The 26858-nt window shown below is 66.6% G+C and carries 27 protein-coding genes; 21 read left to right on the top strand and 6 right to left on the bottom strand.

From position 1 onward, the window contains the following. Positions 1–151 precede the first annotated feature (151 nt). The 3 genes from QFZ41_RS10090 to QFZ41_RS10080 all read left to right on the top strand — a co-directional run bounded on the left by QFZ41_RS10090 (position 152) and on the right by QFZ41_RS10080 (position 3887). A complete protein-coding gene (locus tag QFZ41_RS10090) occupies positions 152–841 on the top strand; it encodes a protease pro-enzyme activation domain-containing protein (RefSeq protein ID WP_429198642.1) in 690 nt (229 codons plus the stop codon). Next, positions 805–3288 (top strand): FG-GAP-like repeat-containing protein, encoded by a 2484-nt coding sequence (locus QFZ41_RS10085; protein ID WP_429198641.1) that lies wholly within the window; start codon positions 805–807, stop codon positions 3286–3288. Before QFZ41_RS10090 ends, QFZ41_RS10085 begins: the two co-directional genes overlap by 37 nt. A gap of 140 nt (positions 3289–3428) precedes the next feature. Continuing rightward, positions 3429–3887: a DUF4126 family protein gene (locus QFZ41_RS10080; RefSeq protein ID WP_429198640.1), complete on the top strand. Its 459-nt coding sequence runs from the start codon at positions 3429–3431 to the stop codon at positions 3885–3887. 4 nt (positions 3888–3891) lie between these two features. Here the strand turns inward: QFZ41_RS10080 and QFZ41_RS10075 are convergent, their stop codons facing one another. Beyond that, the gene (locus QFZ41_RS10075) at positions 3892–6204 is read right to left on the bottom strand and encodes a TonB-dependent receptor (RefSeq protein ID WP_429198639.1); all 2313 of its coding nucleotides are present in this window, start codon (positions 6202–6204) and stop codon (positions 3892–3894) included. A gap of 282 nt (positions 6205–6486) precedes the next feature. Between QFZ41_RS10075 and QFZ41_RS10070 the strand changes: the two genes are divergently transcribed. Beyond that, entirely contained in the window at positions 6487–6795 is a 309-nt protein-coding gene (locus QFZ41_RS10070; RefSeq protein WP_429198638.1) for a hypothetical protein, read from the top strand. On the opposite strand, the gene QFZ41_RS10065 is transcribed toward QFZ41_RS10070, so the two are convergent. Further along, complete coding sequence (locus QFZ41_RS10065; RefSeq protein WP_429198637.1) at positions 6767–8200, bottom strand: PLP-dependent aminotransferase family protein; 1434 nt, start codon at positions 8198–8200, stop codon at positions 6767–6769. The two genes, QFZ41_RS10070 and QFZ41_RS10065, sit on opposite strands and share 29 nt — an antisense overlap. 89 nt (positions 8201–8289) lie before the next feature. Here QFZ41_RS10065 and QFZ41_RS10060 point away from each other — a divergent pair, with 89 nt between their 5' ends. Genes QFZ41_RS10060 through QFZ41_RS10050 form a run of 3 tightly spaced genes read left to right on the top strand, consistent with a single transcriptional unit; the run spans position 8290 to position 9858 of the window. Next, on the top strand, positions 8290–8700 hold the full coding sequence (locus tag QFZ41_RS10060; protein ID WP_429198636.1) for a cupin domain-containing protein: 411 nt from the start codon (positions 8290–8292) through the stop codon (positions 8698–8700). An 8-nt stretch (positions 8701–8708) separates the two neighbouring features. Continuing rightward, positions 8709–9170 carry a carboxymuconolactone decarboxylase family protein gene (locus QFZ41_RS10055; RefSeq protein WP_429198635.1) on the top strand — a complete coding sequence of 154 codons (462 nt, stop codon included), beginning with the start codon at positions 8709–8711 and terminating at the stop codon, positions 9168–9170. Positions 9171–9186: 16 nt separating this feature from the next. Continuing rightward, complete coding sequence (locus QFZ41_RS10050; protein ID WP_429198634.1) at positions 9187–9858, top strand: HD domain-containing protein; 672 nt, start codon at positions 9187–9189, stop codon at positions 9856–9858. On the opposite strand, the gene aroE is transcribed toward QFZ41_RS10050, so the two are convergent. Next, positions 9831–10661: a shikimate dehydrogenase gene (gene aroE, locus QFZ41_RS10045; protein WP_429198633.1), complete on the bottom strand. Its 831-nt coding sequence runs from the start codon at positions 10659–10661 to the stop codon at positions 9831–9833. The two genes, QFZ41_RS10050 and aroE, sit on opposite strands and share 28 nt — an antisense overlap. Before the next feature lie 135 nt (positions 10662–10796). On the opposite strand from aroE, the gene QFZ41_RS10040 reads away from it, so the two are divergent. Then, complete coding sequence (locus tag QFZ41_RS10040; RefSeq protein WP_429198632.1) at positions 10797–11015, top strand: hypothetical protein; 219 nt, start codon at positions 10797–10799, stop codon at positions 11013–11015. Positions 11016–11024: 9 nt separating this feature from the next. Here QFZ41_RS10040 and QFZ41_RS10035 read toward each other — a convergent pair whose 3' ends face one another. Next, entirely contained in the window at positions 11025–12509 is a 1485-nt protein-coding gene (locus tag QFZ41_RS10035) for a RimK family protein (protein ID WP_429198631.1), read from the bottom strand. A 237-nt stretch (positions 12510–12746) separates the two neighbouring features. On the opposite strand from QFZ41_RS10035, the gene QFZ41_RS10030 reads away from it, so the two are divergent. From QFZ41_RS10030 to QFZ41_RS10010, 5 genes are read left to right on the top strand one after another with little or no spacing between them, the layout of a single operon-like run. After that, positions 12747–13217: a GNAT family N-acetyltransferase gene (locus QFZ41_RS10030; RefSeq protein WP_429198630.1), complete on the top strand. Its 471-nt coding sequence runs from the start codon at positions 12747–12749 to the stop codon at positions 13215–13217. Between the two features lie 44 nt (positions 13218–13261). After that, positions 13262–13477, top strand: coding sequence for an LPS translocon maturation chaperone LptM (gene lptM / locus QFZ41_RS10025; RefSeq protein WP_429198629.1), 216 nt, complete (start codon positions 13262–13264; stop codon positions 13475–13477). Positions 13478–13483: 6 nt separating this feature from the next. Further along, on the top strand, positions 13484–14311 hold the full coding sequence (gene dapF / locus QFZ41_RS10020) for a diaminopimelate epimerase (protein ID WP_429198628.1): 828 nt from the start codon (positions 13484–13486) through the stop codon (positions 14309–14311). A 58-nt stretch (positions 14312–14369) separates the two neighbouring features. Then, on the top strand, positions 14370–15056 hold the full coding sequence (locus QFZ41_RS10015; protein WP_429198627.1) for a DUF484 family protein: 687 nt from the start codon (positions 14370–14372) through the stop codon (positions 15054–15056). After that, on the top strand, positions 15053–15964 hold the full coding sequence (locus QFZ41_RS10010; protein ID WP_429198626.1) for a tyrosine recombinase XerC: 912 nt from the start codon (positions 15053–15055) through the stop codon (positions 15962–15964). The genes QFZ41_RS10015 and QFZ41_RS10010 overlap by 4 nt, the downstream gene beginning before the upstream one ends. Before the next feature lie 18 nt (positions 15965–15982). Here QFZ41_RS10010 and QFZ41_RS10005 read toward each other — a convergent pair whose 3' ends face one another. Beyond that, on the bottom strand, positions 15983–17293 hold the full coding sequence (locus tag QFZ41_RS10005) for a hypothetical protein (protein WP_429198625.1): 1311 nt from the start codon (positions 17291–17293) through the stop codon (positions 15983–15985). Then, positions 17290–19668: a hypothetical protein gene (locus QFZ41_RS10000; protein ID WP_429198624.1), complete on the bottom strand. Its 2379-nt coding sequence runs from the start codon at positions 19666–19668 to the stop codon at positions 17290–17292. The genes QFZ41_RS10005 and QFZ41_RS10000 overlap by 4 nt, the downstream gene beginning before the upstream one ends. 252 nt (positions 19669–19920) lie before the next feature. Between QFZ41_RS10000 and hslV the strand changes: the two genes are divergently transcribed. The 8 genes from hslV (at position 19921) to QFZ41_RS09960 (ending at position 26844) form a co-directional block, all read left to right on the top strand. Further along, the gene (hslV, locus tag QFZ41_RS09995; protein ID WP_250339282.1) at positions 19921–20454 is read left to right on the top strand and encodes an ATP-dependent protease subunit HslV; all 534 of its coding nucleotides are present in this window, start codon (positions 19921–19923) and stop codon (positions 20452–20454) included. 4 nt (positions 20455–20458) lie between these two features. Further along, the gene (gene hslU, locus QFZ41_RS09990; protein WP_429198623.1) at positions 20459–21796 is read left to right on the top strand and encodes an ATP-dependent protease ATPase subunit HslU; all 1338 of its coding nucleotides are present in this window, start codon (positions 20459–20461) and stop codon (positions 21794–21796) included. Positions 21797–21835: 39 nt separating this feature from the next. After that, positions 21836–22453, top strand: coding sequence for a hypothetical protein (locus tag QFZ41_RS09985; protein WP_429198622.1), 618 nt, complete (start codon positions 21836–21838; stop codon positions 22451–22453). 203 nt (positions 22454–22656) lie between these two features. Then, entirely contained in the window at positions 22657–23010 is a 354-nt protein-coding gene (locus QFZ41_RS09980) for a gamma-butyrobetaine hydroxylase-like domain-containing protein (protein ID WP_429198621.1), read from the top strand. A gap of 115 nt (positions 23011–23125) precedes the next feature. Continuing rightward, entirely contained in the window at positions 23126–24022 is an 897-nt protein-coding gene (gene rbsK / locus QFZ41_RS09975; protein ID WP_429198620.1) for a ribokinase, read from the top strand. Continuing rightward, positions 24019–24417: a D-ribose pyranase gene (gene rbsD, locus QFZ41_RS09970; protein ID WP_429198619.1), complete on the top strand. Its 399-nt coding sequence runs from the start codon at positions 24019–24021 to the stop codon at positions 24415–24417. The genes rbsK and rbsD overlap by 4 nt, the downstream gene beginning before the upstream one ends. Next, a complete protein-coding gene (locus QFZ41_RS09965; RefSeq protein WP_429198618.1) occupies positions 24417–25898 on the top strand; it encodes a sugar ABC transporter ATP-binding protein in 1482 nt (493 codons plus the stop codon). The genes rbsD and QFZ41_RS09965 overlap by 1 nt, the downstream gene beginning before the upstream one ends. Position 25899: 1 nt before the next feature. After that, positions 25900–26844, top strand: a complete 945-nt coding sequence (locus tag QFZ41_RS09960) for an ABC transporter permease subunit (protein WP_429198617.1) — start codon at positions 25900–25902, stop codon at positions 26842–26844. Positions 26845–26858 lie beyond the last annotated feature (14 nt).

Raw genomic sequence — 26858 nt, 5'->3', positions numbered from 1 at the left:
GGGAGTTCGGTGGGGAAACATCACTCACGCTAAGGGAGTCAACACGATGTTACGCGGATATCACACCTGGCTCGCGCTCGCGAGCCTGACGGCAGGCTGCGCCCTGTCATTACCTTCGGCCGCAACGGATCTGCAGCAAGCGACGCGGTCCTTGCAACCGAAAGCCACCGTACGTATCACGAAAACCGTAGAGAACACTTCGACCTTCGCCCTCCCGGGAACCGCGCCGAACCGGACTATCGCCCGCTACGATGCCGGCGCGATGTCGGCGGACGAACCGGTCGGTGACATCACGCTGGTGCTGAAGCGGGACGACGACCGCGAGAAGGCTTTCCGTTCCTATCTGTCGAGCCTGAACAATCCTGCGTCACCGGACTTCCATCATTGGCTTACCGCGACGGAACTCGGCGAGCGCTTCGGGCCCTCGCTGCAAGACGTGAAAACCATCGAGCAATGGCTGCGTTCCCAGGGCCTGACGGTTTCCAACATCTCGCGCGACCGCATGCGCGTCACGTTCTCCGGACCGGCCGCCTCCGTGTCGAAAGCCTTCGGTACGCAGCTGCATCACTACACGGTCGATGGTGAGCGGCACTTCGCCAACAGCTCCGCGACGAAGGTGCCCGCTTCGCTGGCCCCGTTGGTCAAGGGCGTGTCGTTGCATAACTTCTTCCCGAAACCGCAGCACACCGCGGTGGCCCGCAGCACGTTCGATCGCAAACACGGCAAGTGGAGCACGGCGGACGCGGCGAAGCCGTCATTCACCGTTCCGCCTGGCACGATCAATCCGAATACCCCACGTATGACATGGTGCCGGCCGACTTCAACCAGGTCTATAACGTGAAGCCGTTGTGGGAGCGGCGCGGGGCGGTGCGCGGCGCAGGCCAGACCGTGGTCGTCCTCGAGCGCACGAACGTCGTGCCTGACGACGTGGCGCGGTTCCGCAACGCCTTCCTTCCTGCCGACGCCAAGGGAAGTTTCAGCATCCTCCATCCCGTTTTCGATGGCGCGGCTTGTGTCGATCCCGGTCTGAACGGCGATGAGGGCGAAGCCGCGCTCGACGCGGAATGGGCTGGCGCCGCGGCACCGGACGCCGACATCGTGCTGGCGTCCTGCGCGGACAGCGGTTCCACTTTCGGTCCGTTCCAGGCGGCGGCACGCCTGCTCGATGGCGGTCCCGACGGCGGCCTGCCGCCTCCCGTGTGGAGCCTGAGCTACGGCGCCTGCGAATCGCAGGATCCCAGCGACGCGTTTGTCGCCGACGTCCTCTGGTCCTCGGCGGCCGCCGAGGGCGTGACGGTGTTCGTATCGTCCGGTGATGGCGGCTCGACGCAATGTGACCAGGGCGCGCTGTTCTGGTCCACGTCGGGTGCAGCCGTGAACGGGCTGGCGTCCTCGCCTTCGGCCGTGGCCGTAGGTGGCACGGACTTCAACGATCGTGGCCAGCTGTCCACGTACTGGACGGACTCCAACCTGCCGTATTACCAGTCCGCGATCAGCTACATCCCGGAAATGACCTGGAACAACAGCTGCGCGAGCAGCCACCTGTACACCCTGCTCGGCTACAGCGACGGCATCACCGCGTGTAATGACGATGTCGGCCGCGGACAGGATTTCCTCCAGGTCGGCGGCGGCGGTGGCGGTCCCAGCGGCCAGTTCACCCAGCCCCTGGCGCAGATCGGTATCAGCGGTTCGACCAACCACACCGCGCGCATGCTGCCCGACGTGTCGTTGTTCTCCGCCAACGGCATCTTCGGTCATGCCCTGGTGTTCTGCATGTCCGATGAGGCGAACGGCGGCACCGCGTGCGACTTCAACAATCCGGACAGCGTGTTCGCCAACTCGGCGGGTGGCACCTCGTTCGCCGCGCCGGCAATGGCGGGTGTGCAGACGCTTATCAATCAGGCCAGTGGCGACCGCAGCGGTAACGTGTTGCCGGCGTTCTACGGCGTGGCCGCGCGTCAGTTCGGCACGGTCGGTTCACCGAATACGAAGACGCTCACGGCGTGCAACGCGAGCAACGGCGTGACCATCAGCTCCGATTGCGTGTTCAACAACGTCACCGAGGGCGACATCGTCCAGCCGTGCGGCACGGGCACGCTCAACTGCGATACCGGCAAGAAGCTCAACAACATCGTCGGCATCGTCGAGGGTGGCGATCCCACCACCAACTCACTCGTTCCTGCGTGGAAGACCAACGTCGGCTACAGCATGGCGACGGGCCTGGGGACGATCAACGCGTCCAACCTGGTCGATGCCGTGGTCGACTGGAGCGCGCCTGCCAAGCGCGGATATGCCGCGTCGTCGGACTTCCTCTCGCTCAACGACCTGTTCACCAACGACGGCTACAGCGATTTCGCCTATGTCGATCCTTCCGAAGGCATGCTGCACTCGGTGGCGATGAAGGGCGCGGTCAGCCTGTACGACTACACGCAGGCGATCGACCCCAGCCTCACGGTCGTCACCGCGGGCGACCTCGTCCCGGGGTTGAACGCGCTGTCACTGAAGTCAGGCGAACTGGTGCTGCAAGGCAGTGATCGTCGGCTGAACATCTGGGTGTCGACCGGTACCGGCGGTTACTTCACGTTCGTGGTCAGCCACTCCGTGCCGGCTAGCTACAAGCTGCTCGGCGTCGGCGTCCATGATGCCAGCGGCCGACAGAAGCTCGTCTGGTTCGACACGGCCACCTCGCAGATCATCTGGTGGGCGCTGGATCTCGATCCGGTCACGCAGAACGACATCATCGTCACGGGTACATCCCGGCCTATCCCCGGAGTGCCTGGCGCCAAGCCAACCATCGCCGATGCCAATGGCGACGGCTACACGGATTTCGTATGGACCAGTGCCGGCAACACGGCGGTCACGCTGTGGATCGACAACCAGCAGGGCGCCTTTGTCACCCATGCACTGCCCGCTCGTCCAGCGGGTGCCACGCTCTATGGCGTGGGCGACATCGACGGCAACGGAACGACCGATCTGGTCTGGACCGACACCGCGAACGCGCAGCTCAGCTGGTGGACGCTCGACGGGTTCCGCGTGATCGACCAGCGCAGCCGCGCGATCCCGGCGGGATACGCGCTGGCGAGCATCGCCGATTTCGACGGCGATGGCATCGCGGACCTGCTCTGGCGCAACGCCAGTAACCGCGTGCTCGATTGGCAAGGCACCGGTTCGGGCTTCACGTCGTTCAAGGTGGCTGACGCCTGGGGCACGCCCCTTGTCCTCGGGGCACAGGCTAGCGTCCTGGCCAACCGCTTCCAGGGCGGGAGGCGCGTGAGTACTTCGCTGTAAGCTCATCAAGGCGGGCCGGTCGCGATGACCGGCCCGCTGTCGCGGATTCGCCGTCGACGCGGCTCCTACACCGGAAGAACGATTGCATCGGGTGTTCGCATCACGCCTAATGCAACCACCATCCGGGAAAGGAATGCGCCATGATCCTGTTTCTCGCCTTGCTCATCGGTATCGCCGCCGGCTATCGCGCCATGCTCGCCCCCGCGGCCATCGCCTTCGCTGCCCGCTTCGGCGATCTGCAACTGGCCGGCACACCGCTCGCCTTCATGGGTTATGCCTGGACACCATGGATATTCGGCATCGCCGCCCTCGGTGAGCTGGTCGCCGACAAGCTGCCCAGCACCCCCAGCCGCAAGATTCCCTTGCAGTTCGGCACCCGCGTCATCACGGGCGCGCTGAGCGGCGCTTGTGTCGGTGCCACCGACGAGAGCCTCGTCGGTGGCCTGATCGCTGGCGTCATCGGTGCGGTACTTGGCACGTACGGCGGTTCGGCGGCCCGCGCGTGGATGGCCGCCAAATTCCATAAGGATCTCCCCGGCGCGATCATCGAGGACATCGTGACGATCGTGCTGGCCCTCGTCGTGGTCTTTCTCGTCTGACTGGTCAGAACTGCGCGTTGAGGTTCACGAAGTACTGGCGCGGCGCCCCGGCCATCAGGGTCTGGTTGTAGCCCTGAGGGTCGGATGCGACGTAGCCGTTGGTGCCGGTCGAGGCGAAGTAGTGCTTGTCGAACAGGTTGGTGACGTTCAAGCCGACACTGAGGCCCTTGAACGCCGAGACCGCGCCGAAGTCGTACGCGATGCCCGCATCCGCCACCCAATAGGAGGGCACGGCGGAATCGTTGGTATAGGTGATGTAGCGGCGGCCCGTGTACTTGCCTTCGAGGTTGGCGCGCCAGCCGCCCATCTCGTAGCTCAGCGAGGTTGAGAACATCGTCTTCGGCACGCCGACGACGTACTTGTCGGCGGTGGGCACCGTTCCGGCGTTCTGGTAGTCGTCCTGGTACTGCGACTTGTTGTAGGACAGCGAGTTGAGCCAGGTGAACCCGCGCACCGGCTTCCAGATGAAGGCGAGGTCCGCACCGCGGCTCTTCACGTCGCCTACGTTGTTCAGCGAGGACGCGCAGGTGACGACGGCCGGGCAGGGCGTGGTCACCAGCAGGCGGTTTTCGAAGCGCGTGTAGAACAGGCCGAGCGACGCCTCGAAGGTTTCGCCATGCGCACGGTAGCCGACCTGCCAGGTCTGCGATTCCTCGGGCTTCAGCCGGCTCTTAGCGGCGTCGAAAGCCGCCTGCGACGTGCTGAAAGGCGTGATGCCGAAGGCGGACAGGTTCTTCGCATAGGACCCATAGATGTCCTGGTTCTCGTCCAGGCGGTAGTCGACGCCCGCCTGCGGCAGGAAGCCCTTGCTCGCCTTCATGTCCCCTTGGGCAAACGATGTCGTCGGCACCAGGGACGTCGCGTCCGTCGTCACGCGCAACGACTTCGCACCGAAGTTCACGGTGAGCCGGTCGTCGAGCAAGTGGACGGTGTCTTCCGCGTAAGCCATGCGCGTCTTGGTTTCGTAGTGTTGCAGGAACGCGCGAAGGAACGGCTGCTGGTCGTTGTAGAAGGTGTAGAGGGCGGTGTACTGGCCGTCCAACGTAAAGAAGTTGCGTTCCTGGTTCGTATTGGCGTTCTCGCCCCACACGCCCAGTTCGATGTCGTGGTTGGCCAGGCTGAACTTCAGCGCGGAGGTGAGGCCATAGCGGTCGAGGCCGTAGTCGGTGGTGCGCATGGAAAGTGGTACGGCCGGCGACGAGGCCTGGTAAGGCGTGGCCCACTGACCTTCGCCGCGGTCGGCGTGGTAGTAGCCCGTGGCGTCGAGGGTGGCACCGCCGAGGTTGAACGAACCCGACAGGCCCGCCAGGCCATCGCGGCGAATGCCGCCGCCGGCGTAATACGTCGCGTCACCCTTGCCGTAGTCGGCTGGTAGCGCGTTGAGCAGCGCGGGGTATTGGCCCTTGCCGTTGAGCGCGTTGGCGATGCCGACGGCGGTGTTCCAGTCGGGCTGCAGGTAATCCCAATCCCAGCCCAGCGCGCGCTGGCTGGTCAGGGACAGGTCCATGTAGTCGTATTCCTTGCGCTTGCTGCCGTCCGCGAACAGGCTGATGCGGTTGCCGTCGCCCCATTGGTACACGGCCTTGAGGTTGGCCTGGTTGGACTTCTGGTCGCCGAAGCCCTTCCATTTGTCCGTGTCGGCATGGGCGAACGACACGTACATGGAGAAGCCGCCATGGTCGCCGCTGTCCGCGCGCACATAGGTGCGGCTGGTCGAGTCGGAACCCATCACCTGGTTGAAGCGCACGCCCGGCTTCGCATCCGGATCGGCGGAAAAGAACTGCACGGTGCCGCCGAGATTGGTGTTGGAGGCTGTGCCCAGGGCACCGGCGCCTTGCGCCAGCTCGACCGTGGCGAGATTTTCCGATGTGATGGCGCGAGTGACCTGGAGCCCGTCGGTCACGCCGTAGCCCATCGTGCCGAGCGGGATGCCGTCGAGGGTGAAGCCCAGGCGGGACTGGTCGAAGCCATGCAGGGTGATCTGCGTGGACCACTCGTAGGCACCCCACGGGTCGGCCGACTGAAATTGCACGCCAGGCAGCTTGTCCAGCGCCTTCAGGGCGCTGCTGCCGGGGGTCTGCTGACGCACGATCTCCTCGACGCCGATGCTCTGGATCTGTCGCGTTTCGCCCGGTGCGATCACCGAGATGGCATCGAGCTGCTTCGGGGTGTCACGCGCGTCCGCCGCTGGAGCGGCGGGGGCGGGAGCGGCCTTCGCGTCGTCATCCGCGGTGGCGTGCGCGAACCCGGCGTACAGCGACAGGGCGAGCGCGGTGGCGAGGGCGGTACGACGAAAGGAAATACGAACACGCGTCATCGGGGACGATCCATCGGAGGCAAGAACCCGCGAGCCTGTGGCCCGCGCATGTAACGCTGCTTACCCCGGGATGACGGATGTTTGACTGCCTCCCGAAGTGTGACGAAGTTGGCAACCGTTACGCCTGAAACATTTGGACGTCCATCCTTCGGTGGGTACAGTCGGGTTTCCCGGCGTGAGTTGGCCCCAGGTGATCGTTTCAGTGGGGCTACTACAGCCGCTGTTGCGCTGAAACAAGCCGGTCATCCGGCCGGTGCAGGCTCTATCCATAGGGAGGATCCGATGCGTTACCAAAGCCGTTTCCTTTGGCCCACGCTGGCGCTGCTCGCAGGTTGCGCTTCCACGACCACGCCGGTCGCCGTCGCACCGGCGGCGGCACCCATCGCGGTGTCGTGCACGGAAGACGCGCTGAGCGAGCAACCCTGTGTCGCCATGGCGCGGCAGAAGTGCAGCACGCCAAGGGTCGACACCATCCAGCTGGTCCTGGCGGCACCCGTGGCGACGGCGGATGGCTCGGGAATGAAGCAGCGCTACGACTACCGCGCCACGTACCAGTGCCCCGTCAGCGTGACGAGCGCGGACGCGCCTTGAGCGCGACGTCTTCGATGAGTCGATGCAACTGACTGCACGCCGTGGCGAGCCGTGCCTCGTCCACCGTGGCGACCCCGAGCAAAAGACCTGAGCGGTGGGTGGTGCCGGGACTGAACCACGGCGACAGCGGTACCGGCGCGAGCCCGTGCACCCTTGCCTCGCGTGCCACATCGATATCCGGAACATGGTCCGGGAGATACATGACGGCGCCCAGCCCGCCGATGTGCGCGCGATAGCCGTTCGCTTCCAACGCCGCCTGTAGTGCATGGCTCTTCGCGGAATAGATGCGCTTCATGCGGCGCAGATGCCTCATGTAGTGCCCCTCCCGCATGAAATCGGCGATCGCATGCTGGATCGCGGGGCCCGGCGCCGAGCCGAAGTACAGTGCCGCCTGGGTGAAGGCGCTTACCAGGCCCGCGGGGGCGACGATGAAGCCGAGCCGCAGCGCGGGACTGATGGTCTTGCTGAACGACCCCATGTGTATGACGCGCCCCTCGCGATCCAGAGACGCCAGGGCAGGCGCGGCACGCCGTTCGAGCTGAAGCTCACCGAGGTAATCGTCCTCGAGGATCCACGCTCCCGTGCGGACCGCCCAGGCAAGCAACTCGACCCGTCTGGCCAGCGACAGCGTGGCGCCGAGCGGCGCCTGCTGCCCGGGGGTCACCAGGGCCAGCGCCGCCGCGGGAGCCAGTTCGATACCTCGTGGGACGTCGACGCCTTCATCGTCCACGGGCACCGGCACGGGAACCAGCCGGGCGAGCTCGAGCGCCTTGCGGCTCTGGAAGAAACCTGGGTTCTCCATCCAGGCCTCGCGCCCTTCGACACTGAGCACCCTCAGCGCCAGGCCGAGCGCGCCGGCGAAGCCGGCGGTGATGAAGACCTGCGAGGGACGGCATTCGATGCCGCGCGCCAATGCCAGGTGGGCGGCGATCTCGCGCCTGAATTCGATCTCGCCACGAGGATCGGGGTAGAGCGCGGGCGCGGCCGTCTCGGCGCGCGCGGCGTGGGCGCGCAAACGTGCGAGCAGGCTCGCCGGGAAACCGTCGGAGCCCGGCACTCCCATCTGGAACATGGCGGCTCCGCCGAACAGGTGCTGGTACAGCGCCGGTGGTGTGTCCGCCTCGCTTTGCGGCGCCACGCCAGCCCGGCTCGCCGGATGATCGGCGACGCGGGTACCGCCCGGGCGAGACGAGACGATCACCTGTTCGTCGGCCAGGCGTTCGTAGGCTGCCTTGACCGTTCCCCGCGCCACGCCGAGCTGCGCCGCCAGGGCCAGCCATGACGGAAGGCGGGCACCAGGCGCCAGCGCGCCACTGTCGATCGCCGCCAGCACGCCTGCGCGAATCTGTTCCGTCAGGGTGGCGGGGGCGGAACGGTCGATTCTGATGCGCAGCGCGGAGGCCATGCCTCATGGTACATCCGGAAAGGCGTTTTCTGGTTCTTTTCGATGACCCACGGCAGGCGCACCATGGTGCTCCACTTCAGGAGTCGATCATGAGAACAAAGCGTTTTCTTGGAGCGCTACTGACCGCCGCCATGTTGTCGGCGACGGTGGGAGCGCACAGGCCGGGCGAAACGGTCACGCCCAATTTCTCCCGCGCGATCCCGAACATCCCGGGCAAGTCGCTGGTCGCCGTCGAGGTCGCGTATCCCCCAGGCAGCGCCTCGGCACCGCATACGCACGCGAAGTCGGCCTTCATCTACGCGTACGTCGTGTCGGGCGCGATCGAAAGCCAGGTCGACAATGGCCCCGCACGCGTCTACCACGCCGGCGAATCCTTCTACGAGGCGCCCGGCGCGGAGCACCGCATGAGCCGCAATGCGAGCGCCACGGCCCCCGCGAAACTGCTCGCCGTCTTCGTCGTCGACAGCGGCGACACACCCCTCACCACCCCGCACGAATAGGTTCCGTCATGTCACAACGCATCGATTACACGAAGGTTTCGCCGAACGGCGCGAAAGCGCTCGGCGGCGTCTACGGTTATGTGTCGCAGTCCGGGCTGGATGCCCGGCTTGTCGACCTCGTCTACCTGCGGGTGAGCCAGATCAACGGCTGCGCCTACTGTCTCGACATGCATACCCGCGACCTGATCAAGAAGGGCGTGTCGATCGAGAAGCTGGCGCTTCTGCAAGCATGGCGCGAAGCCGGAGCCCTCTTCGACGCACGAGAACAAGCCGCCCTCGCCTGGGCCGAATCGGTGACCCAGGTGGCGCAAACAGGCGTGCCCGACGACGATTTCCGTGCGGCGGCAAGCGTGTTCAGTGAGAAAGAGCTGGTCGACCTGACCTTCGCCATCGGCTTGATGAATGCCTACAACCGTCTCGCGATCAGCTTTCGCAACACGCCGGAAGCGGCTCGCGTGGCGGAAGCCTGAGCAGGCGGAGATAACGATGAACATGCGCTCGAACGATATCCTCGGTATCGGCCTTCCCGACAGCGGCATCGCCCGCGAGGCCACGGAGCTCCTTCGCGACACGCGTAGCGAGCTCCTGTTCACGCACTCGGTACGGGTCTATCTCTGGGGAGCACTCGCGGGCAGGCGCAAGGACATCGCGTTCGATCCCGAGCTGCTCTACGTCGGCGCGATGTTCCACGACCTGGGGCTGACCGGTCCGTTCCACTCCAGCCCGCTGCGGTTCGAAGTGGACGGCGCGAACGCGGCGCGCGACTTCCTGCGCGGCCACGGCATCGCGGAAGCGGACGTCTACAAGGTCTGGATGGCCATCGCGCTGCACACGACGCCCGGCGTCCCGGAGTTCATGCATGCGGAGGCGGCGCTGCTACAGACCGGTGCCGCCATGGACGTGGCGGGGCGCTTCTACGACGACTTCACGGACGAGGAACGCGACGCCGTGACGGCGGCCTATCCCCGCGCGGACACGTTCGGGCACGACATCATCGACATGTTCCACGAAGGCCTGAAAGACCGGCCCGCCACGACCATCGGCACCTTCAACGAAGACTTCCTCGCCTGCAAGGAACCCCGGTTCCAGCGCGTGGACATGTGCAGCGTCATCCTCGCTTCACCATGGACTCAGAAGCGCTGCCGCAACGCGTTGTAGACCGGGTCGGTGTCGGGACGCGTGCCGTGCCAGCGCTCGAAGGCATCGGCCGCCTGCTCCACGAGCATGCCCAGGCCGTCGCGGAAGTAACGGGCGCCCGCGGCGGTGGCCCAGCCCTTGAAGCTGGCCGCCGCGGCACCGTAGCAAAGGTCGTAGCAGGTGGAATGGTCCTGCAGGATCGACATCGGCAGGTCGAACGAGCCGCCGGTCACGCCGATCGAGGTCGCGTTGACGACGAGGTCGAAGCACTCGCCGTCGAGGCCGTCCCAGTAACGCGTATGGCAGCGCGCGGGTTCGCCGATCGCATCGGCCAGCTGGTCGGCACGCTCCGGCGTGCGGTTGACGATGGTCAACGTCTGCACGCCGGCATCGAGCAGGGCCCAGGCGACGGCCTTGGCCGCGCCGCCGGCACCCAGGAGCAGCGCGTCGTGGCCACGCAGGTCGAGGGAGTGACGTTCGGTGACGTCGCGGACGAAGCCGCTGCCGTCCGTGTTGTGGGCCTGGAGCTTGCCGCCCACCAGCGGCGTGAGGGTGTTGGCGGCCCCGACGCGCGCGGCCGCCTCGCTGCGCTCGCTGGCAAGCGCGAAGGCCGCTTCCTTGTGCGGGAGGGTCACGTTCGCGCCCAGCCCGCCGTCGGCGAAGAAGCGGCGTACGGCGGCCTCGAAATCCCCGGGGGCGGCGTCGATGGTCTCGTAGCTCAGGCGGATGCCGAGCTGCGCGGCGAAGGCCTTGTGGATCTCGGGGGACAGCGAATGCTCGATCGGGTGACCGAACACGGCGTAACGGTGCGCTTCAGCGCTCATGGATTCTCCTGGCACGGCGCCGGAACACCCTGCCCGGCGGAAGGATTCTAACAACGTGCCGTCCCGCGGTCGCGGTCCGTGAGACGGCGGCTGCCTAGGCTCCCTCCATCGCTCTTCCGATGCCAGGAGTACGCCATGCACGACACACTCTCGCCGCGCCGCCTGCGCGCCCTCATCGCCATGGCCTGGCTGGCCGCGGGCGCCCTTTTGCTCCTGCTGACGCCGCTTTCGGGACACAGCGAGACGCTCGGCTGGACACCGGCGTTCTGGTTGCTGCTGGCGCCGGCCAGCGTGCTGGTGGCGATGAAGCCGAGCCTGCCGATGGCCTTGCTGATGGCGTTGTTCCGTCGCTGAGGCCCGGGCTCAGGTCTGGATGCCGAGCCGCTTGAGTTCGAGGCGCCGCAGGAACTCCTGCATGATCCGCAGGTAGAGGTCTTCGCCCAGGTACGCGTCCTCGACACCGGCGTCGATCGACGGGTTGTCGTTGACCTCGATCACCACCGGGCGCTCACCGACCTGCTTGAGGTCCACACCGTAGAGGCCGTCGCCGATGGTCTGCGTGGCTTTCAGCGCCAGCTTCACGACTTCGGCCGGCGCATCGCGCACGGGCACGGTGCGGAATCCACCGGATTTCGCCGTGCCCTTGGCACCATGGTTGTAGATCTGCCAGTGACCACGCGACATGAAGTACTGGCATGCGTACAAGGGCTCGTGGTTGAGCACCCCGATGCGCCAGTCGAACTCGGTATAGAGGTATTCCTGCGCGATCAACAGCGCGCTGTGCGAGAACAGTTCCCCCGCCGCCTTCTCCAGGGCCTCGCGCGTTTCCACCTTCACCACGCCGCGCGAGAACGAGCCGTCCGGAATCTTCAGCACGATGGGCAGGCCCAGCCGTTCATGCAGGTCGCGCAGGCGTTTGGGATCGTCGCGGTAGAGGATCTCCGTGATCGGCGTGGCCAGCTTGCGCGAAACCATCATGTCGTTCAGGAAGATCTTGTTGGTGCAGCGAAGGATCGACGTGGGATCGTCCATCACCACCATGCCTTCCTTCTCCGCGCGATGGGCGAAGCGGTAGGTATGGTTGTCGCTGGCGGTGGTTTCGCGAATGAAGAGGCCGTCGTATTCGGCGAGGCGCTGGTAGTCGTTCTTGCCGATGGGATCGACTTCCATGCCCAGGTGCTTGCCGGCCTCGACGAACTGTTTCAGCGCCTTCTTGTTCGACGGCGGCATCTGCTCGTTCGGATCGACCAGCATGGCGATGTCGTAGCGGAAGCGGCGCCGCGCGCGGGGCTTGCGCCAGAGCTTGCGCGAGAACTTCTCCAGCGCGAGGGCGAAGGAGTCCTCCTGGGCGTCGTCCAGCGTGTGCAGGCCCACTGCCTTGACCGCGGAGACCTGCCAGACCCGGTCGCGCTCGAACTCGATGCGCATCAGCGGGCAAGGGAACATGTCGAACACCTGCCTCGCAAGATCCTGCAGGTCGCCGTAGGAGGTCTCGCCGAAATAGACGAGTACGCCGAAGTCGGTGGTGTCGCGCCCGCCGGCCGGCAGGAACTTGGCCAGTTTCTGGTTGAGGTCGTCGATGTCCAGGCCGTACAGCGAGCGGCGGCGCAGGTCGTTCACGGTGCGCACGGAAGGAATCACCTTGTGCCCACGCGCTTCGGCCAGCAGCGACACGTAATAGCCGGTGCCCAGGTACTTGTAGTTGCGGCACAGGTTGATGACCTGGGTGCGCTCGTCGTCGCCACCCACCGGCTGACGGAGGTAATCCATGGCGGTGACGACATCGGCGGACGGGTAATACGAGCCCCAGTCCGAGGCTTTCTCCACGACGATGACGAGCCGGCTCATGAGACCTCGACAGACGGCAACTCCGTTCACTCGACCCCGCCCGGGGCCGATCGTTCGCCGGTGCCGCAGTGTGTGCCTGCGATGGTGCGACACACAAGCGGGGCCGTCGACGCACGTCCGGAAGGATTCATGAAAAAGTCATTGATCCATGCCGACCCGAGGTCTACAGTGCCGCGCTTGCTTCGCACCACTCGGCCCGCGAGCCGTCCTCCACCCGCGCCGGAGTCCCCAAAGCGCATGCAGCCAACCCCGGTCACCGCCTCGGTGCGTGTACGCCGCGCCGAAGTGAGCGATCTCGACGACCTTGTCGCGCTCGAGGAATCGAGTTTCGCGCAGGACCGCCTGAGTCGTGCCCAGTACCGCAAGCACCTCGACAGCGAAAGCGCGCTGGTGCTCGTCGCCAGCGCCAACCATCGCCGCTTCCTCGGTACGGCCGTCGTGTTCTTCCGCAAAGGCACCACGGTCGCACGGCTCTATTCCATCGCCACCACGCCGCAAGCCCAGGGCAAGGGCGTGGGTTCGGCCCTGATCCAGGCGTCGGAGAACGCGGCACGCGCCCGCGGTTGCCGGTCGCTTCGCCTGGAGGTACGCAAGGACAACGGGGTGGCCATCCGTCTCTACGAACGGCTCGGTTACGTGAGGATCGGCGAATACGCGAAGTACTACGCCGACGGCGCGGACGCGTTCCGTTTCGAAAAGCTGCTTTGAGCGGACCCGAGGCTATACTGGCCTCCGTTTCCGGGGAACCGCCCATGCGCCGACTCATCTTGCCGCTTGCCCTCGCCTCCACCGTCGCCGCACTGACCGGCTGCGGCCAGAAGGGGCCGCTGTTCATGCCGCCGCCGCCGGCCGCGTCCGCCACGGCCAAACCGCAGCCGGGCGCGCATCCCGCCGCCAGTTCGACGTCGCTCGCACCGCCGCCGGCCAGCAGCACGCGCGCACCGTTCAACCCGCTCATCCATCAGTAACCGGCGATGCCTTCCCGCTTCACAAAGATGCACGGGATCGGCAACGACTTCGTGATCGTCGACTGGCGTGAAGACGCGCCGCGCACGCCGAACGCGGCGCGCGTGGCCGCGCTGGCCGAACGCCACACCGGCGTCGGCTTCGATCAGCTGATCAGCATCGAGCCGGCGCGTGATCCTTCCTGCGCCTATTACTACGGCATCTGGAACGCCGACGGCTCACCGTCCGGGCAGTGTGGCAATGGCGTCCGTTGCGTGGCCGCCTGGTTGTACCGTGATGGCGCGATCGAACGTGACAGCGACGTTCGCCTGGAGAGCCCTTCCGGCCCGGTCACGGTGCGCGTGCTCGACGCGGGCAGGGTGGTGGTCGACATGGGCGAGCCGGACTTCACGCCGGCCGCCATTCCGCTCGACCTGCCTGCGCATGCCGTCTACACGCTCGCGGTGAATGGCGAGGACGTGAGCTTCGGCGCGTTGTCCATGGGCAATCCGCACGCGGTGGTATTCGTGGACGATGTGAACGACCCGCGCGTGGATACGCTCGGGCCACTGCTCACTGGCCACCCAGCCTTTCCACAAGGCGCGAACGTGGGATTCGCCCAGCGGCTGGGCCCGAACCGTATCCGCCTGCGCGTGCACGAGCGGGGCAGCGGCTGGACCCGCGCCTGCGGCACCGGTGCCTGCGCGGCCGCCGCCGTGGCCCAATCGCTGGGCCTGGCCGCGCCCATCGTCGATGTGGAACTGCCCGGTGGCACGCTGACCATCGAATGGCACGGCCCGGGCCACACCTTGTGGATGACCGGCCCCGCCGCCTTCGTGTTCGAAGGCGAGGTGTGACGTTCGCACGCGAACGGGGCACACTGCGATACATGCAGCACTTCGAGGAAGAAACGACATGACCGACACCGCGATCGACGGCGATATCAAGCCAGCCACCGTGGCGTCCTACCTGCGACGGCATCCGGACTTCCTCGTCGGCTATCCCGAACTCGCCAATGAACTGGTGTTGCCCAGCGCGAACGGCCCCGCCGCCTCGCTCGCCGTGCACCAGTTGCGGGGCCTGCGCGATAAGAACGCCGAGCTGGAGACGCGCCTCAAGGAATTGACGGCGGTCGCCGCCGACAACGAGAAGCTGATGCGTCGCGTGCACAGCCTCATGCTCGCCCTGCTGGGCGCCAGTGGCGTCGAGGACACCGTGCGCCACGTGGTCCGGCGCCTCACCGAGGATTTCCAGTCGGAGCGTATACGCCTGGTCTTCTTCGGCGACCTCGCCGGCCTGCCCGACGAGCCCTGGCTGCTGCGCGAGCCGCATGGTGCCTCGGGGTTGCCCGAATTCGCCTCGTTCCTGGAGCACGGCGATCCCGTCGCCGGTCGCCTGGCGCCCGACAAGCTGCACCGCCTGTTCGGCGATACCGCACCCGATGTCCGTTCCGCCGCGCTCATGCGGATCGGCAAGGATGCGTTGCTGGCCATCGGCAGCGCCGATCCCGACCGGTTCCATCCGGGCATGGGCACGCTGTTCCTCGACATGATCTCGACCACCGTCGGCTCGGCCATCGAACGGGCCCGGAAGGCGGCGTGAACCCGCGCGAGGCCGTCGAGGCCTTCCTGCGCCACTTCGCCGCCGAGCGCGCGCCCTCGGCGCATACGCTCGCGGCCTACCGGCGCGACCTGGACAAGTTGCTCGAGTACATGGATGCCGAGGGCCTGGAAAGCTTCGATGGCCTGAGCCCCGATCGCATGCGCTCGATGATCGCGCGATTGCATCGCCCCTTGCGCGGCAAGGACGGACGCGAGACGAGGGGCCTGGAGCCGAACAGCATCCAGCGGCTGCTCTCCGCCTGCCGCAGCCTGTTCCGCTACCTCAGCCGGGAAGGCAGGCTCGATCACGATCCCGCCGCTGGCGTGCGCGGGCCGAAGGTGCGCCGCAAGCTGCCCCAGGTACTCGATGCGGACGAAGCGAAGGAACTGGTCGAGACCAACCTCGGCGGAACGCTGGCGCCGCGCGACACGGCGATGATGGAACTGTTCTATTCCAGCGGCCTGCGCCTGTCGGAACTTTGCGGCCTGCACTGGGGCGACCTCGACCTCGATGACGGCCAGGTGCGCGTGCTCGGCAAGGGCAACAAGACACGCATCCTCCCGGTGGGGAGATATGCGGTTGCCGCGCTGAGGGCTCTGGCCGCCCTCGGCGGAGCCGATCCGGAGCAGCCGGTGTTCAAGGGCCGCGGTGGAGCGCCCATCGGCTCCCGCGCCATTCAACTTCGTCTGGCCAAGCTGTCCAGCGGCCAGGCCAAGCGCGTGCACCCGCACATGCTGCGACACACTTTCGCCAGCCACATGCTGGAATCGTCGGGCGACCTTCGCTCGGTGCAGGAACTGCTCGGCCACGCCGACATCGCCACCACCCAGATCTACACCCACCTGGATTTCCAGCACCTGGCGAAGGTGTACGACGCGGCCCATCCGCGGGCGAAGCGAAAGGGTTGAGTAGCCCTCGGCATCCTCCTACAAGCGCATGACCGGCCCGCTGCGCTGCATGACCATCTGCTGGGACTGCTGCATCTCCTGCTGTTGTAGCAGGACCTGCATGGCCTGCTGGTCCAGCTGCACGGCCTGGGCGAGGCTCTCCTCCCTCGGCGGTGCCGGCGTGTCCATCGACACGGCGACCGGGACACCGCGGCGCGTGCCGTCGAAGACGATGTGGCGTTCCTCGATCTCCACCGCCGGGAGGCGGTCGGGCCGGTGGATGCCCGCGTGGCGGGCGCGCAGGGCGACCTCGGCGGCCTTGTCGTCGGAGACTTCCATTGGCAACTGGTTGCGGATCGCGGCGTAGAGCGGGTCGTCGCCCGGTTTCGGCAAGGTCGAGCGGGACCTGTGCACGGCCAGCGGGTGCGGGGACTCGATGTGCCGGCCGGGGTCATCCGGATGCATGGCCTCGCGGGCGGCGGCGCGTTCCTGGCGTAGCCGGTAGGTATCTTCCAGGCGCTGCCGCACCGCCGGATCGGTCACGTCGTCCATCTGGTCCAGGCGCACGCCGATCGTCGGCTGCGCATGGTGGATCTCCACCCATGCGCCCTCGTGGTCGCGGGCGTAGTAGTGGTCGATGCGGCCGATGACGTTCGGTGCGTCGTGCGAGCGTTCGTCGAACGCGCCCAGGTAGGCGGCGCCCATGTCGCGCGCGTAGGCGGCGCGTTCGGCCACCGGCATGTCCTGCGCGGTGGCGAGGTTCAGCAAGGTGTCCTTGCCGCGATGCAGGCCGAGCGCGTCGTTGTCGAGCAGGCTCGACCAGACCTGTTCGACGTGGGCTTCGCGGATGGCTTTGGTATCGACCGTTTGGCCACGCGCGGCGGCCAGATTCTCCTGGTGTTCGGCTTCCCGCTCGCCGGCGTGGCGGGCCGCTTCGAGCAGCTTGCGTGGCGTCCAGGCATCGGGATCGACTTCTATCTTGTTGAACGACTTGTCGTGGGCGTCCTGTATGTCCTTGGCTGGCAGATTCAACGCAAGATGCGTCTGGCCGTTTGTCATATGAACCTCGCGGTAGGCCAGGTCCTTCTTGATCAGGTCGACGCCGAAGTTGTCCCACTCCCGCTCGCTGAGCACCTTGCCGTTGTGCTCGCGGGCGTAGTTCTGCGCGTAGCGGTTCGCCGTCGCCCCGGGCATGTTGTCGTGGCGGACCACGCCCAGGGCCAGGCGGCCGTAGCCGTCGTTGCCCGGCAGTTCGGCGAGGTAGTTCCAATACAACTCGCGGTTCCTCTCTCTTACGTAATGCTTGAGGATGTCCAGGTCTTTCTGACTCAAGCCGGACGGCGTACTCATCGATCCATCTCCGCCTCATGCAACAAGCGGCGGATGCGCGTCTCGATCCGCTGCCAATCGGGCATCATCAGGCGCTGGTAGTACAAGCTGACCATGGCCTTGTACTCCGGGATGAGGAAATCGTGGCTGCAGGTGGCGCGGACGAAGACCCCGTCGATTTTGACCAGACGCCCGTTCTGCATGCGCACCCCATCGGGGATGGCCTGCGGCGAACACTTCAGCACGGTGCGCGGAAGGCCGTCCTCGCCCATGTCGACGTACCAGTCGTCGTTCATGTCCGGCTCGAAGGCGCGCGTGGCGGGTCCGTAGAGCGTCACGTAATACGCTTTGAGCTTGTCGAAATCGGCGTAGTACGGCGTCAGCCCGTGGACCGGCGTGCCCTTGATGCGCAGGCCGAGGTTGTCCGCCGGGTCAGCTCGCTGCACCGGGTCCGACAGGTTGAACGGCTCGATCGTCCGCCGCAGGCGGACCCGATACTGCTCGTCGTTCAGCCGGTTCAGGTACGTCACACTGATACCCAGGCTCGCGAGGAACCGGTTGTTGTCCTTGTACACGTCGAAGCCATACGGCAGCGGCTCCAGCGTCGGCCAATCAAGGAGAAAGCTGATTCCATTGCCGTCACCCGATGGCTGGTGATAGCCGTTGAACAGCTTCGACGCCAAACAAAACTGGTGCGGCCCAAGGCTGGCCTCGGTCAGTCCGTTGGGGTCGGCGTAGCCATTCCGTGGCCCGCAAGGGTACAGCGGCGACTCGGCCACGACCTTCTGCGCCGGTGCGGAGCACCCGGCGACCAACGAAGCCAGCAGCACGGCCAGGGGTTTCGGAAACGGCATGGGCTCTCCTTGAGCGGGAACGGGTGGCGCTGGCGCGATGTCGCGGGTCGCCACGACCCGGCAACGCATGGCATGCGACAGGGAGGGGGCGAACACTGCTTGCTCGCCCGCGCGCAGGGCCAGCAAGGCGTCGGCGCCCGCGCGGGGATAGAGCGGCCGGAACGCGCCGCATCGCGAGGCGGCGTGCCGGTCGATGGCGGCGGCCTCACGCGTGGCCAGCGCACGATCGCACGGCGTCTGCACGGCGAGCACGCCGAACCGGTGCATCAGCGCCGCCGCGGTGCGTCCATAGGCGTCGTAGAGCGTGGCGAGGCTCCGGACCGAGGCCAGGCAACGGAAGTTGCCGTCGGTCCGTTGCAGGCACGGCAGCGGGGGAAGCAGGTCCAGGCCATGGATGACGATGACCGCGCGCTCGTCGCGCACCCGGTCGAGCCACTGCGTCACGAAGGCCTCGATCCACGGGACGGCGTCCTGTCGCCGGGCGTAGGGCACGTCGAGGTACACGGTGGTGCTACCCACCGAGGACAGCGGCCGCCGGGCGCCGCGGGTGCCCGCGTCGAGGTCCGCGCCCGCGAAGGGTTCCAGCGGCGCACGCAGCCGGGTACCGATGCGGCCCAGGGTGTCGCCGTCCAGCGCCGCCGCCTCGCGCAAGGCGTCCCGCGTGGCCGCGCTCAACGCCGGGTGGTGCGCGAGCACGGTGAGCACGCGGCGATCGGTGGATCCTTCGCTGACGGCGAGCAACCGCCACAGGTCGCCCGGCGCCGGTGGCACGGATTCGCCGGCCGCGCGCAGCACCTCGTCGAGGGCGGTCACCAGCGTACGGAACATGCCGCGCACGTGGCTGGCCGGCGCGCGGTCGGTGCGATCGCGCGGCGGGTACCAGCACGCCGCCAGCGCATCGAGCGCCTCCCGGTCCAGCCCCCCGTCGGTCCAGGCGGTCGCCAGCGGGTTCCATGGGCGGCCACCGCCGAACGGGGCCAGACGGTGCACCTCACCGATCACGGCACGCCAACCAGCCGTGGCCTCGTGCATCGCCCCGTCGAGGTCGATGACCAGCAGCGGCGCGCGCAGGTCGCGCAGAACACTCTTCAGCATCGCGTGGGTGGCGCCGTAGGCCGGTGCGGCCAGGAGCAGCGATTCGCCCGGGGGCAGGTGATAACGGCGTAGCCGGTGCGTGGTCAGGACCGGTTGTCCCGGTGCGCCCGGACCGCCGTGCGGCCAGTCCGCCGGCCCGAGGAAGGGCGGTCCGTTGGGCCGCGGGTAGCGCACGCGCGCCAGCCGCCAGAGGCGTACGACCCCGTACAACCAGGCGGCCGGTGCCAGCGCCAGCCCGACGCCGCCCGCCCAGCGGATGCGCAGCGCGTACGGTGCGAAGGCGGGCAGGTCCAGCGCCTGCCAGTAGGCGTAGGCCAGACCGACGCGCAGCGTGGTCAGCGGCAGGCCGAGCACCGCGAGGATGCACACGCCGGCCAGGTAAGGAGCGATCATCACCGCGCCCAGGCCTCCCAGGCCCGCTCCAAGGCGCCACACCAAAGGCATCATGCCGTTTCCAACACCGTCCGAAGCGCGGATGCTGCCATGGCTGACCACCGACGCGCTGCGTAAGAGAACGGCGCGCCTGAAACCATGGGCTTTCGGCGGGGGGACGACGAGCGCCGTCACTTCCCAGGCCTGAGGATATTCGCAGCATGCGCTATGCCATCAGCGCCGGTGCGCTCGCTGCTCCAGGGCGAGGCAGGGTTGCGCCGCCTTGCCGGGGCCCCCACTTCTCGCCTCTCCCCCAAGGAACGCACTATGGAACCGATGCATGCCACGACCATCGTCTGCGTCCGCCGCGACGGCAAGGTCGTCATCGGCAGTGACGGACAGGTGACCCTCGGCAATACCGTCATGAAGGCCAATGCGCGCAAGGTACGCCGCCTCGGCAAGGGCGACGTCCTGGCGGGGTTCGCCGGCGCCACCGCCGACGCCTTCACCTTGTTCGAGCTGTTCGAGGAGAAGCTGGTCAAGCACGGCGGCAACCTCACCCGCTCGGCGGTGGAGATGGCCAAGGAATGGCGCACCGATCGCCGCCTGGGCCGCCTGGAAGCCATGCTGGCGGTCGCCGACAAGGAGGCCTCGCTGCTGATCTCCGGTAACGGCGACGTGCTCGAACCGGAGCACGGCCTTATCGCCATCGGCTCGGGCGGGCCCTACGCCCAGTCGGCCGCCCTGGCCTTGATGGAGAACACCGAGCTGGATGCGCGCACGATCGTGGAAAAAGCGCTCAAGATCGCCGGTGATATCTGCATCTATACCAACCACAACTATTCGATCGAAGAGCTCTGACCCGATGTCCGAACTGACTCCCCGCGAGATCGTCAACGAACTCGACCGTTACATCGTCGGCCAGCACGACGCCAAGCGCGCCGTGGCCATCGCTTTACGCAACCGCTGGCGGCGCATGCAGCTCGAACCGGGCATGCGCGACGAGGTCACGCCGAAGAACATCCTCATGATCGGTCCGACCGGCGTCGGCAAGACCGAGATCGCGCGCCGTCTGGCCACGCTGGCCAACGCGCCCTTCGTGAAGGTCGAGGCGACCAAGTTCACCGAAGTGGGCTATGTAGGCAAGGATGTGGAGTCGATCATCCGCGATCTTGCGGACATCTCGTACAAACTCGTGCGCGATCACGCGAAGACCCGTGTGCGCAGCCAGGCCGAGGACGCTGCCGAGGACCGCTTGCTCGATGCCCTGCTGCCGCGGCGGCAGGCGACCGGCTGGGACGACACCGCCAGCAACGTCACCGCGATCGACAGCGACACGCGGCAGAAGCTGCGCAAGCAGCTGCGCGAGGGCACGCTCGACGACCGAGAGATCGAGCTGGACTTCGCCATGAACGTCGGCGTGGAGATCATGACGCCGCCGGGGATGGAGGAAATGAGCCAGCAGCTGGGCAAGATGTTCCAGAACCTCGGCGGGCAGAAGTCTCAGAAGCGCAAGATGAGCATCCGCCAGGCCCGTCCGCTGCTGGTCGAGGAAGAGGCGGGCAAGCTGCTCAACGACGAGGAACTGCGCAGCCGCGCAGTCGACAGCGCCGAACAGAACGGCATCGTCTTCATCGACGAGATCGACAAGGTGGCCCAGCGCTCGGAGTGGGGTGGTGCCGGCGTGAGCCGCGAGGGCGTGCAGCGCGACCTGCTGCCCCTGGTCGAGGGTTCCACCGTCTCGACCAAGTACGGCTCGATCAAGACCGACCACATCCTGTTCATCGCCTCCGGCGCGTTCTCGCTGGCCAAGCCTTCCGACCTGATCCCGGAATTGCAGGGCCGCCTGCCGATCCGCGTGGAACTGAACGCGCTCTCCGTCGACGACTTCAAGCGGATCCTGCGCGAACCGAACAATGCCCTGACCAAGCAATATGTTGCGCTGCTGCATACCGAAGGCGTGACCCTGGATTTCACTGAGACGGGCATCGATCGGCTGGCGGACGTGGCGTTCCAGGTCAACGAAAGGACCGAAAACATCGGGGCCCGCCGCCTGCACACGGTCATGGAGCGGCTGCTGGAGAAGATCTCCTTCGAAGCGGCGGACAAATCCGGTGAAAAGTATGTGATCGACGCTGATTACGTCGATAAAAACCTGGCTTCCCTGGTCCAGGACGAAGATCTTAGCCGTTACATCCTCTGAACATCGGGGTGCCTCCCCTCTGCTAAACTATTGACGTATATGGGCAAGGTTATTCAACTCAAAACCAACGGCCAGCGAGCTGGACTGCGCGAAGCGCAGGACAACCAGCAACTGGTGCGTCTGTGGCGCGGCGAACTCGAACACGGCAGCTTCTGCGGCTACGTGGGCGGTGTCGGCCGTGAATTCTTCCTGCTGTGGGTGATCGGCGACGGCGTGAGCTATGACGGCATGTACATCATGCGGCATCGCGACATTTCCGAATTCGAGGCGCCGGACAAGCATTCGAGCTTCCTCGAGAAGGCGCTCGCGATGAAGGGCATCCGCCCGACACCGCCGGCGGACTTCCCCCTGGACGACATCGCGCAGGTCGTGAAGGCCGCGGCCGCCCACGCGCCGGTCATCGGCGTGCACGTCGACAGCGAAGACGAGTCGGAAGTCTGCTACATCGGCCGCGTGGTCAGCGTGGACGACGAAGGCTTCAACATGCAGGAGATCACTCCCGACGCGGAGTGGCTGCGCGAGCCCTCGTTCTTCTCGTGGGACGAAGTCTCCACGGTGAGCATGGAAGACGCCTACGCCACCGCCCTCCTTGCGGTTGCCGGCGATCCGCCGCCGCTGGAACAGGGCACGGGCGACGGCTTCGGCCGCGCGCCCTGAGCCGCCGCTGGTGTAAATGTGGGAGCTGCTTCAGCGGCGAAAGGGCGCTCGCGACCATGTCCGGCGCCACTTCGTAGGTAGGCATCGCCGATAAATCGGCTCCCACAACAAGCCGGCACTCCCGCAAGAACTCTTCCACAAGAAGCTTTAAGCTCGGCTCCTTGGTCCTCAGTTCCTTTGCTCCATTCCAAGGCCATCGGCCCATGCCCCGCCCGCGTCCCCTCGACATCGTCCTGCATTCGGCCTCGCGCGTCCTCGAGGTGGCTTTCGACAACGGCGAACGCTTCCGTCTTCCCTGTGAATACCTCCGGGTGAACTCGCCCAGCGCCGAGGTGCAGGGCCATGGGCCCGGCCAGAAGATCCTGGTCTCCGGCAAGCGCAACGTGGGCATCACCGCGCTCGAACCCACCGGCCACTATGGCGTGTTGATCCGCTTCGACGACGGCCACGCCAGCGGCATCTTCGGCTGGGACACGCTCTACGACCTCGGCCGCGCCTACGACACGGCGTGGCCCGCCTACCTCGCCGAACTCGACGCCAAGGGATTGTCCCGGTAAGGGAAAGCATGCGCATGAAAGCAACATGCGCGTGCAAGGCGTATATTTGCGCGCCATCCCGCATCCACCAGCGAACACCGGACGTTCCGCGATCCCTACTCCGGAGCAAACCAGCATGACGCGAATCGTCGTCGTCGGCAGCATCAACATGGACCTGGTCACTCTCGCGCCGCGCTTTCCCGGCCCGGGCGAGACGCTCACCGGCGACCGGTTCCTCACGATTCCCGGCGGCAAGGGTGCGAACCAGGCGGTAGCCGCCGCGCGTCTCGGCGCCTCGGTATCGATGATCGGCTGCGTGGGCGACGACGCCTTCGGCAAGCAACTCTACGACGGGCTCGCCGCCGAGGGCATCGATGTCGGCCACGTCGCCCGTATCGACGGCATCGGCAGCGGTACCGCGTCGATCACCGTCGCCGGTGGCGAGAACAACATCGTCGTGGTGCCCGCCGCCAATGGACGGGTCACTCCCGCGCAGGTCGAGGCCGCACGCGAACTCATTCGCGGCGCCGATGCGGTGCTGGTCCAGTTGGAGATTCCGCTGGACGCCGTCGAGGCCACCTTGCGTATCGCGCGCGAAGAAGGCGCTCCGGTCATTCTCAATCCCGCTCCCGCCCAGCGGCTGCCGGTCGAATGGCTGTCGCACGTGCGCTTCCTCACGCCGAACCAGCACGAACTCGCCACGGTGCTCGGCGCGGAAGGCGAATCCGATTTCCGTGAACTCATGCGTCGCGCACCCTGCCCGGTCGTATTGACCCGCGGCGAGGACGGCGCGTGGTTCCGCGACAAGGACGACGAGCCACGGCACCAGCCGGGCTTCAAGGTCGACGCCGTGGATAGCACGGGCGCCGGCGATACCTTCAATGCCGCTCTCGCGGTGTACCTCGCCGAGGGCCTCGACATGGCGGTGCGCAAGGCCTGCGCCGCCGCCGCGATCGCAGTCTCCCGCCTGGGTGCGCAGGACGGCATGCCACGCGCCGATGAACTCGCGGCGTTCCTGGAGACACATCGATGAGACGTAGCGGCCTGCTGCACGCCGAACTCAACCGGCTCATCGCCGCGATGGGGCATACAGACACGCTGGTGATCGCCGACGTGGGACTGCCGGTTCCCCACGGCGTGTCCTGTATCGACCTGGCGGTGCTGCCTGGCACGCCATCCTTCGCGACGGTATTCGACGCGGTATACGCGGAACTCGCCGTCGAACGCGTCACCGTGGCACGCGAGATCCATGAAAGGAATCCCGCGTTGGTCGCGCTGTCGCGCCGCCTCGCCGGCGACGGCCTCACAGTCGACGAGGTGTCCCACGACGACCTCAAGCGACTGACCGCGCGGGCGGTGGCCGTGGTTCGCACCGGCGAGACCTCGCCCTACGCGAATGTGATCCTGCACGCCGGCGTGACGTTCTGATGAGCGCGCCCCTGGTCAGGATGCAGGACATCCACAAGGCCTTCGGTCCGGTGAAGGTGCTCGAAGGCGTGGCTTTCGAGTTGCTGCCGGGCGAAGTGCATGCGCTGATGGGTGAAAACGGCGCGGGCAAATCCACCTTGATGAAGATCCTCACCGGGATCTACGCGCCGGACTCCGGCAGCATCGAGGTCGACGGCAAGCCGGCGTCGATCACGACGCCAGCGGATGCCGAGAAATACGGCATCGCCATCATCCATCAGGAACTCAACCTGATCCCCGCGCTCAGCATCGCGGACAACCTATTCCTCGGCCGCGAGATCCAGCGCTTCGGCCTGCTCGACCATCGCGCGATGACCAGGCGCGCGATGGAGTGGCTGGCGCGCGTGGGCATGGAGCGGCTCGACCCCGGCACCTTGATCGAACGCTTGTCCGTTGGACAGCAGCAGATGGTCGAGATCGCCCGCGCGCTCGGCCAGAACGCGCGCGTGCTCATCATGGACGAGCCAACGGCGGCGCTGACCGAACACGAGACCAACACGCTGTTCAAGCTCATCCGCGACCTGCGCGCGCAGGGCACGGGCATCGTCTACGTGTCGCACCGCATGGAAGAGATCTTCGCCCTGTGCGATCGCATCTCGGTGCTGCGTGACGGTCACTTCGTTGGCACGCGTCCGGTTCCTGGCCTGGCCTTCGACGAGGTGGTGAAGATGATGGTCGGGCGCACGCTCGACGCGCGCTTCCCCACGCGCACGCCGAACATCCGCGAGGTGCGCCTGAAGGTCGAGCACGTGACCGGTGGCATGGTGAAGGATGTGAGCTTCGACCTGCACTCGGGTGAAGTGCTCGGCGTGGCCGGCCTGCTCGGCGCGGGCCGCACCGAACTCGCGCGCCTGCTGTTCGGCCTCGACAAGCTCAGCGAAGGCACGGTCACGCTCGATGGCAAGGTGGTGACGCCGAAGTCGCCGAACGAAGCCATCCATTCCGGGTTCGGTTTCGTTACCGAGGATCGCAAGGCGCAGGGCCTGGTGCTCGGCATGAGCCTGCGCGAGAACGTCAGCCTTCCGCGCGTCCCGGCGCATGCGGGGCTGGTCGACCGTCCGGGCGAGAAGAAACAGACGCGCGGGCTGATCGACGCCTTGAAGATCCGCACGCGCGACATGGAACTCGATGTCCGGGCACTGTCCGGCGGCAACCAGCAGAAGGTCGTCCTGGCCAAGTGGCTGGCGTTGAAGCCACGCGTGCTCATCCTCGACGAGCCCACCCGCGGCGTCGACGTCGGCGGCAAGGCAGAGATCTATCACATCATCAATCAACTCGCGGAGCAGGGCGTGGCCATCCTCATGATTTCCTCGGAACTGCCGGAGGTGCTCGCGATGAGCGACCGCATCCTGGTCATGCACGAGGGCCGTGCGACGGCCCTGCTCGACGCCCACGGTGCCACCCAGGAATCCGTGATGACCGCCGCGACCGGAGGCAAGTGACATGACTCTCCAACTCGACTGGAGCCGCGCCACGACGCTCCTGCAACGCCTCGGCTCCGTGATCGGGCTGATCCTGCTCTTCATCGCGCTGTCGATCATGAGTCCGGACTTCCTCACCACGGGCAACCTGCTGACCGTGTTGCGCCAGGTGTCGATCAACGCACTGATCGCCTTCGGCATGACCTTCGTGATCCTCGCCGGCGGCATCGATCTCTCGGTCGGCGCCATCCTCGCGCTCACGGGCGCGGTCACCGCCGGCCTCATGGCCGCGGGCCACGGCATGGTGCTATCTGCCGGCGCGGGCTTGCTGCTCGGCCTCGTGCTCGGCATGGTCAACGGCGCCCTGGTGTCCTGGGGCAAGGTCGCCCCGTTCATCGCGACGTTGGGCACGATGACGCTCCTGCGCGGCGTCACGCTGTCGTATACGCAGGGCAGCCCGATCCCCGTCACCAATCCCAGCTTCGCGCTGCTCGGTGGTGGGTACGTGGCCAACCTGATCCCGTTGCCGGTGATCTGGATGTTCGTCGCCTTCGTGCTCTGCGGCTTCCTGTTGCGTGGCACGGTGTTCGGTCGCCACGTGATCGCGATCGGCGGCAACGAGGAAGCGGCGCGTTTGTCCGGCGTCCGCCTGTCGCCGATGAAACTGGCGATCTACGGTCTCTCCGGGCTGCTGTCTGCCTTCGCGGGCATCGTGCTCACCTCGCGCCTGTATTCCGCGCAAGCCACCGCAGGCGCCGGCTACGAGCTGGATGCCATCGCGGCGGTGGTGCTCGGCGGCACCAGTCTCGCCGGCGGCCGTGGCTGGCTCTTCGGCACCCTGGTCGGCGCGCTGCTGATCGGCTTCCTGAACAACGGTCTCAACCTGCTCGGCGTAAGCTCCTTCTACCAGCAGGTGGTGAAGGGCATCGTCATCCTGATCGCCGTCCTGCTCGACAGGCGGCAGTAATAACAACGAGGGAA

Origin of the sequence: Luteibacter sp. W1I16 (genome assembly GCF_050434905.1) — a bacterium.
Taxonomy (GTDB): domain Bacteria; phylum Pseudomonadota; class Gammaproteobacteria; order Xanthomonadales; family Rhodanobacteraceae; genus Luteibacter.
This window is presented reverse-complemented; position numbering and strand designations above follow the sequence as displayed.